Source organism: Psychrobacter sp. FME13, assembly GCF_014861395.1.
In the GTDB taxonomy this organism is placed as follows: Bacteria; Pseudomonadota; Gammaproteobacteria; order Pseudomonadales; family Moraxellaceae; genus Psychrobacter.
The window spans coordinates 1-7129 of the sequence record NZ_RRYV01000156.1; the positions used below are offsets into that span (position 1 = coordinate 1).

Genomic DNA, 7129 nt, shown 5'->3' on the forward strand with positions numbered 1-7129 from the left:
AACCGTTCGCTATTTTTTTTGCCATCAATTTGTCGCCAATGTTCAACACGCCCTATATGTTATAGTAAACAACTATTATTTTTTGTATCTATTTTACGAGTGGTTTCTAGTTAGAAGTGATGTGTTCTGAGTTGCTATATCCTTTATAGAGCTCGTTACCGACACGATAACCGCTTAAACGCGCACAACAATGCGCCTATAGGCAAAATACCTTGCTATTACTCGATGAAAAGTGATAACCCTATGATAAATATTACAACCCTAGTTACTCGCTGCTTGTCTACCACCCTACTTACTGTCATTACTAGTACTTTAACCTTTTCTGTTACAGCTTATGCAGATAGTATGTACATCAAAAAAAGTAGCGACGGTCAAATACTACTTACCAATCGCAGTCAAACTAGTGGTGACTTTGATAAATTTACTCAAACAGTCAAAGTTACCCACTATAGAAACTCTAAGATGTACGACGATAGCAATAACAATAACTACGGAAGCAGCGCCGCTAGTAAAAGCAGTAGCCGCAATGCTTATGATAGCTATATTCGTGCCTCAGCCCAGCGTCATGGCGTAGATCCAGCGCTCATGAAAGCAATGATGCATACTGAATCAGCATTTAATCCCAATGCACGCTCACCAGTTGGCGCACAAGGTCTGATGCAACTAATGCCTGCCACTGCCCGCCGCTTTAAAGTAAATAATCCTTGGAACCCAGCCGAAAATATCGAGGGCTCAGCTAAATATATCGCTTGGCTCATGCGCCGTTTTGACAATAGAATTGAATATGCTGTGGCAGGCTATAATGCAGGGGAAGGCAATGTCGATAAATACGGTGGCATCCCTCCCTTCAAAGAAACACAGAACTATGTTAAAAAAGTAATGAGCCGCTATCATAGTTTGTATAAAAATGATTCAGGCCTATATGGCGTGACTATGAGCGCTAGTAACCAAAACAATAATACAAGCAGTGGTCTTAAAAATGTCAGTTATGGCACCAGTAGTAATGGTAACAGTGCCAGTTATGTCAACTCAGCGTATGCTGCTTTACGCTAAAACATTAAGTCGCTAAAAAGCTAGCGTATGTAAAACAGTAACCCCAAGATAAGTAAGCTAGACATAAAAAAGCCCGTTAACTAATTAACGGGCTTTTTTATGTTTCTTAGATTCAAAAACAAGCTTGTTTAAACAATCAGTAAGCACTACATCAAGCAATTGATACAATGCTCACAATTAACATAGCGCTTACGATATTTTAAAACTTACTTGTTAGCTGCTTGAGTCGCAGCAACTTCAGCAGCAAAATCTTCTTGCTTCTTCTCAATGCCTTCACCAACTTCTAGACGTTTGAAACCAAGTACTTTAACGCCTTCAGATTTTAGTACGTCACCAACTTTTTTATCGTTGTCCATAACGTATGGCTGACGTAGTAAAGTTACTTCGTCTAAGTACTTACGTAAGCCACCTTCGATCATTTTTTCAACGATATTGTCAGGTTTGCCAGACTCTTTAGCTTTGGCTTCGATGATGTCTTTTTCACGTGCTAGTACGTCAGCAGAAACGTCTTCGTCATTAACCGCAACCGGGTTAAATGCAGCGATGTGCATGGCAAGGTTCTTACCAGTGTCTGCAGTACCACCTTCATAAGAAACGACCACACCGATACGTAGACCATGACGGTATGCAGCGATGTTTGCACCTTCAAGTACTTCAACACGGCGAACCTGAATGTTTTCACCGATTTTTTGTACTAATGATACACGTGCTTCTTCAACTGTTTGACCATCGCCATAAGGCAATGCAGAGATAGCGGAAACGTCTGTTACGTTATTCTCTAGGGCAATATTAGCTACTTTTTCTGCAAATGCAGTGAAGCTATCATCTTTTGCAACGAAGTCAGTTTGGCAGTTAACTTCTAACAAAAATGCTTTGTTTTCGCCTTGGGCAATGATGATTGCGCCATCAGCTGCGATGTTACCCGCTTTTTTAGCTGCTTTAGCTTGACCAGATTTACGTAGGTTATCAATAGCAACTTCAACATCGCCGTTTGATTCTTCTAACGCTTTTTTACATTCCATCATGCCAAGACCAGTACGGTCACGCAATTCTTTTACCATTTTGGCAGATACTTTTACTTCTGACATAAGAGTCACCTTAGTATTGTTATGTTGGATATAGTCAAGTCCGTATAAATCCGCTACGTCGTTATCCTCGCTAACCATACTAATGTATAGCTTGCATTTGGCTTACTTGTCTCGAAATCATTTGGATTCAACTATAGTGCTTAACTTTTGCTAATATTTTTTACTGTATAGCCATGCAATCTGATTGTATGATGTCACTGTTTCCGTGATAACCGTATCTATTGTAAATAGTCATCATAGACACTGTATAGTGCGGAAAAACATAGGCGATAATACTCGCCTACTAACTGCCTATCCATCAACAACAAGGCATGACGAGTAAAACTACATCATGCCTATTGTAAGCTTATACGCTGTTAATAACCTCATAAGTGTACTGATAGATACGCTATCAAATTATTCTTATTAAGTTAAACCTTTTCGGCCAGCTATTTATTCTGCTGGAGTTGCAGCTTCTTCTGCTTTAGCTTCAGCTGGTGCTTCTTCAGCAGCAGGTGCTTGCTCAGCTTTGCCGCCAGCTTGAGTCTGTGCATATTCTTTACCAGCAATAATAGCATCAGCCATAGAGGTAACATACAAAGTCACCGCACGGATAGCATCATCGTTAGCTGGAATGATGTAATCAACGTTATCTGGGCTAGAGTTTGTATCAACGATACCAATAACTGGGATACCCAAATTCTTGGCTTCTTTGATAGCAATCGCTTCATGATCCACGTCTACAACAAAGATAGCATCAGGTAGGCCGCCCATGTCTTTGATACCGCCTAGTGAACGCTCAAGTTTTTCCATATCGCGAGTACGTTCTAACGCTTCACGCTTAGTTAGCTTCGCGAAAGTACCGTCTTCTGATTGCTTTTCCAGCTCTTTTAGACGATTGATTGACTGGCGTAGTGTTTTCCAGTTAGTCAACATGCCACCTAACCAGCGATGGTCAACGTACGGCATACCAGCGCGGGCAGCTTGCTCACGGATGATGCCGCTTGCAGCGCGTTTAGTACCAACAAACAATACTTTGTTTTTCTTGGCAGCTAGGCCGTTTACATAAGTCAAAGCTTCATTAAACGCTTTTACTGTGTGCTCTAGGTTGATGATGTGGATCTTGTTACGTGCACCAAAGATGTATGGTCCCATTTTTGGGTTCCAAAAACGTGTTTGGTGGCCAAAGTGAGCACCGGCTTGTAATAAGTCGCGCATTTCGATTTTGGTTGGGTTCTTTGTAGCCATGTTAAATTTTCCTATTGGTTGGGTTATGCCTCCACATCACAAAAACTGCCTATCTAGCGACACGCATCTGCTAACGGTTAATGCTCATTAAAACAACACTAACTTTTATACAAATTAATCAAGTCGCCAAACACCCAGCAATTCTTTGCCATGATGTGTGTGTCATTGGTTGGTTTAAAAAAGAAGCTATTATTAAAATTGGTAAAACATCAAACTCTAACTTATAAAATAGCTGCGCCGCATTTTATCATATATTCCACAATCATCTCCAGTCATTTATTAGTATAACGCATTAAAATAAAAGCGAAATATAATCTTTTCTACAAACAAAAAAAGCGACACTAATGTGTCGCTTTTTGAAGTTACTTTGACTGTATATACTTTGCTCTATATCTGATTATGCGATACAAATACCAATAACCGCTTTATAACCATGCCAAGTAAATGGTGTGACATAGCTCTGTCGGTCTTTAGGCAAATAAGACACACTCGGGACACCTTCAACAATGTGAGGTGGTGAGATAATAAACTCAGCACCAAACTCAGTACGAGCATTACCAGAGATGGTATTAGCCATCTCACCCAGTAAATCTTTCATCATTTTGATTGATGAGTCAGGCTCGCCCATCACTTTGATGATCTCTCGCAACATCGCACTTGGCGCACTGACATAGACACAACCCTCAAGTGGGCCCGATATCTCAATCACACCACTATAATCATAGCCAACGGCACTTCTGTTATGATTCAAATAAGGTGTGTCAATAGATGCTTCTGAGCCCTTTATCTGTACAAAAAAAGCATTTATTGAGCTAAGAAACACACCTAATTTTTCTACTTTAACCATAATATATCCATCTTTATTGTGCGGCAGTATTGTTAATCTTGTAAGCAGACCACAATCTCGCCAATTTGCGAGTGCCAAGTGATGGGGATAATAAAAGAACGCTCATCGTTAGGCAACACAATACTTTGCGGAGAACCTTTAAAGACCAATGGCACTGATATATGAAACTCAGAGCCAAACTCTTTGCGTGCATTACCTGCGATGGTATTGGCCACTTCTCCAGCCAAATCTATATAATTCTCATCACTTTTGTCAGTTTCACCCATACTGTCTAATATAGTAGATAATAACTGATGGGTTGCTGAGAAATATACCACGCCTTTTTGACCACCTGATATACCGATGACACCCGTATAGTCGTGAACTTTTGGCTGTTTATTCTCTAATAGATAAGGGGTGTCAGCGATAAGCTCTTCTTCACCAAACTGATTAAAATAGTTACTAATAATACTCAAAAAAATCTGTAGCTTTTGTTCTTTCATAATGACATCTACTTAAGTCGTTGAAGGGTTTAGTCCTGCATTAGTTCATACAAAGACTCTACTAGCTCTTCTTCTGAAAAAGGCTTGCACAAAAATCCGCTGGCACCCAACGACAATGCCTCAATACCAGTGGATTTATCAGACAATGCAGACACCACTAAAATTCGCACTTCAGGATCAATCGCAATGATTTTTTCAATGCATTCAAGTCCATCCATTTGCGGCATGGTCAAATCCATAGTAATCACATCAGGACGATGAATATTGAACTTTTCAAGGGCTTGAACACCACTAGTCGCTGTCGCAACTAGCATAAACTGTCCTGAATCGTACGCGCGCTGTATGCGGTTTCTGATAATATTTGAATCATCAACAATCATTAACTTATGCATAACTGTTCTATTACCTTTAATGAAGTACTTGTCGTCCTTGACAATATAATCTACTGTTTTTGATTAAGCTTTAGGTAAAGTAATGACAAACCGTGTCATCTGACCTAGCTCACTATTTACGTTAAGCTTGCCATTATACTCTTTTACTTGCGCTTTAATGATATCGAGACCAACACCGCGACCACCATCTTCATCCGCATCTTCTTTGGTAGAAAAACCTGAAGAAAACAGCTGTTTGAGTAACTGACTTTGACTCAACTGACTGGCTTCTTCAGCACTAAAGCGACCACTGTTGCTCAACTTATTACGAATACTATCATAGTCGATGCCTTGACCATCATCTTGTACAATCAGTATAAAATTCGAACCACTGTCTTGTACTTCTAAGTCAATCGTTCCCACTTCGGCTTTACCAGCCGCTTGACGAACACTTGGTGCTTCGACACCGTGTACCACAGCATTACGTAGCAACTGTATACTCATCTCTTTAAATGGTTTTGCCACATGGTCTGGTATATTTACGTCGTTGAGCGTACTACTTTTGAGCTGTACTTGCTTGCCTTGTCTCTGTGCAATATCTGTCACAAACTCTTTATAAAAAGACAAAATATCATCATCTGTATCACTGTCTAGATCAATATCTAAACCGCCATCTATATCGATACTACCGATTGAATGATTTGGTATCTGACTTTCCACCATAACTGCTTCAGACACACTGTGTTCGACGACACTCTCATCTAATTCAGTAGTTTGTGGTGTGACAACGGGTTTTGCGGTGGTTGGTCCTGAGCGATTGATGCGCTCACCTAACGTCGCAATAGTGTTCGACAGACTCAATAAGTCATCTAAGTGTACCGCCAATGGTAAGAAGTCATTACCTGATAGCTGGCCTTGGTTTTGCAACCCATGCAATTTGTCTTCCGCATCTGAAGCAATTTTAGTAAAGCTATGCAGTTTTAGTGCAGATGCTTCACCTTTTAAGCTGTGCATCTCGCGATAGATGGCTTTCAATTTACCTTCGAGCTCGTATTGTGAACTACCAGGGTTTTTCAAGATATTGTTCATTTTTTCGATATGCGTCTGAGTATTAGTAATAAACTCATTAATAATCTTTGGATTTACATTCAAGATAGTGGTTAACATCTCAATCTGCATATCGTTTTGTGAACGCTCTTTTTCTAAGCGTTGTTCTAAATGAACAGCATCGGATACATCGTTGACGTTGACCAAAATACGAGCAATATTTTTATCGTCATAAACACGTGAAAACTTGAAATCTAAGAAACGGTTATTTGCCGCTTTACTTCCAGAAGTATTGTGCAGCATGACTTTATGCAACGGATTAAGAGAATCAACCAGTTTTTCTTTCACTCGTGGATTATAAAGCTGTTCGATAAACTGCTGTGTGGTCTTCAAATCTTTATCAGAAATACGACCACGCAAGACATTGGTAAAGTTCTCTCCTGACAGACGGTCAGAACCAATAATATCATTTAATGCTCGAGAATGTTGCTGACCAATATTTAAGTCTTTATCAAGCAAAAATAGCCCTGTGTTTACCGTTTGCATAATTTCTTGTGTTTCTTGACGAGCAGCTGCTGCTTCAGCATCCGTCTCGCGTAGACGACGTACAAAGAAGAATACGAATACTAAGAAATATGCAAAAATAGCAGCAACACCCAGTAACTGAATCAAGCGAATAGTAGCAGCTTGGCGCTCCGTTTCAAGATAAACCTCATTAGTGAGCTTATCTAGCGCATCGTTCATACTCAAGCTAGACGTTTTTGCCTGCTCATAAGCTAAGGCCAACGCATCTGAAGAGTTGACTCGAATATCACCAGCGCCTTCCAGATAGTCTGTAATCAGGGGTTTTAAGTTATTCCAATCTTGCTGTGCCTCTTCCAATGCAGCCAATTGCGTTGCCGTCTTAAGACTAGGAATTTGATAATCTGAACCGCCCCGAGATTGTCGGAGACTTAACATTCTGAGAGAATACGACAATGAAAACACGAAACTATACCCCTGAAATGAAAGAGC

7 protein-coding genes are annotated in these 7129 nt (G+C 40.2%); 1 reads left to right on the top strand and 6 read right to left on the bottom strand.

What is annotated here, in order from left to right; translation table 11 throughout:
* The first annotated feature begins 243 nt into the window (after window positions 1–243).
* Window positions 244–1053, top strand: coding sequence for a lytic transglycosylase domain-containing protein (locus EI164_RS13450; RefSeq protein ID WP_192520446.1), 810 nt, complete (start codon window positions 244–246; stop codon window positions 1051–1053).
* 206 nt (window positions 1054–1259) lie between these two features.
* Here the strand turns inward: EI164_RS13450 and tsf are convergent, their stop codons facing one another.
* The 6 genes from tsf to EI164_RS13480 all read right to left on the bottom strand — a co-directional run.
* Window positions 1260–2141: a translation elongation factor Ts gene (gene tsf, locus EI164_RS13455; RefSeq protein ID WP_192520447.1), complete on the bottom strand. Its 882-nt coding sequence runs from the start codon at window positions 2139–2141 to the stop codon at window positions 1260–1262.
* A 432-nt stretch (window positions 2142–2573) separates the two neighbouring features.
* Window positions 2574–3368: a 30S ribosomal protein S2 gene (gene rpsB / locus EI164_RS13460; RefSeq protein ID WP_192520448.1), complete on the bottom strand. Its 795-nt coding sequence runs from the start codon at window positions 3366–3368 to the stop codon at window positions 2574–2576.
* Between the two features lie 397 nt (window positions 3369–3765).
* Window positions 3766–4215 carry a chemotaxis protein CheX gene (locus EI164_RS13465; protein ID WP_192520449.1) on the bottom strand — a complete coding sequence of 150 codons (450 nt, stop codon included), beginning with the start codon at window positions 4213–4215 and terminating at the stop codon, window positions 3766–3768.
* A gap of 32 nt (window positions 4216–4247) precedes the next feature.
* The gene (locus EI164_RS13470; RefSeq protein ID WP_192520450.1) at window positions 4248–4697 is read right to left on the bottom strand and encodes a chemotaxis protein CheX; all 450 of its coding nucleotides are present in this window, start codon (window positions 4695–4697) and stop codon (window positions 4248–4250) included.
* Window positions 4698–4726: 29 nt separating this feature from the next.
* Window positions 4727–5089: a response regulator gene (locus tag EI164_RS13475; RefSeq protein WP_192520451.1), complete on the bottom strand. Its 363-nt coding sequence runs from the start codon at window positions 5087–5089 to the stop codon at window positions 4727–4729.
* A gap of 63 nt (window positions 5090–5152) precedes the next feature.
* Window positions 5153–7129: ATP-binding protein (locus EI164_RS13480; RefSeq protein ID WP_192520452.1), on the bottom strand; the 1977-nt coding region annotated here is incomplete at its 5' end.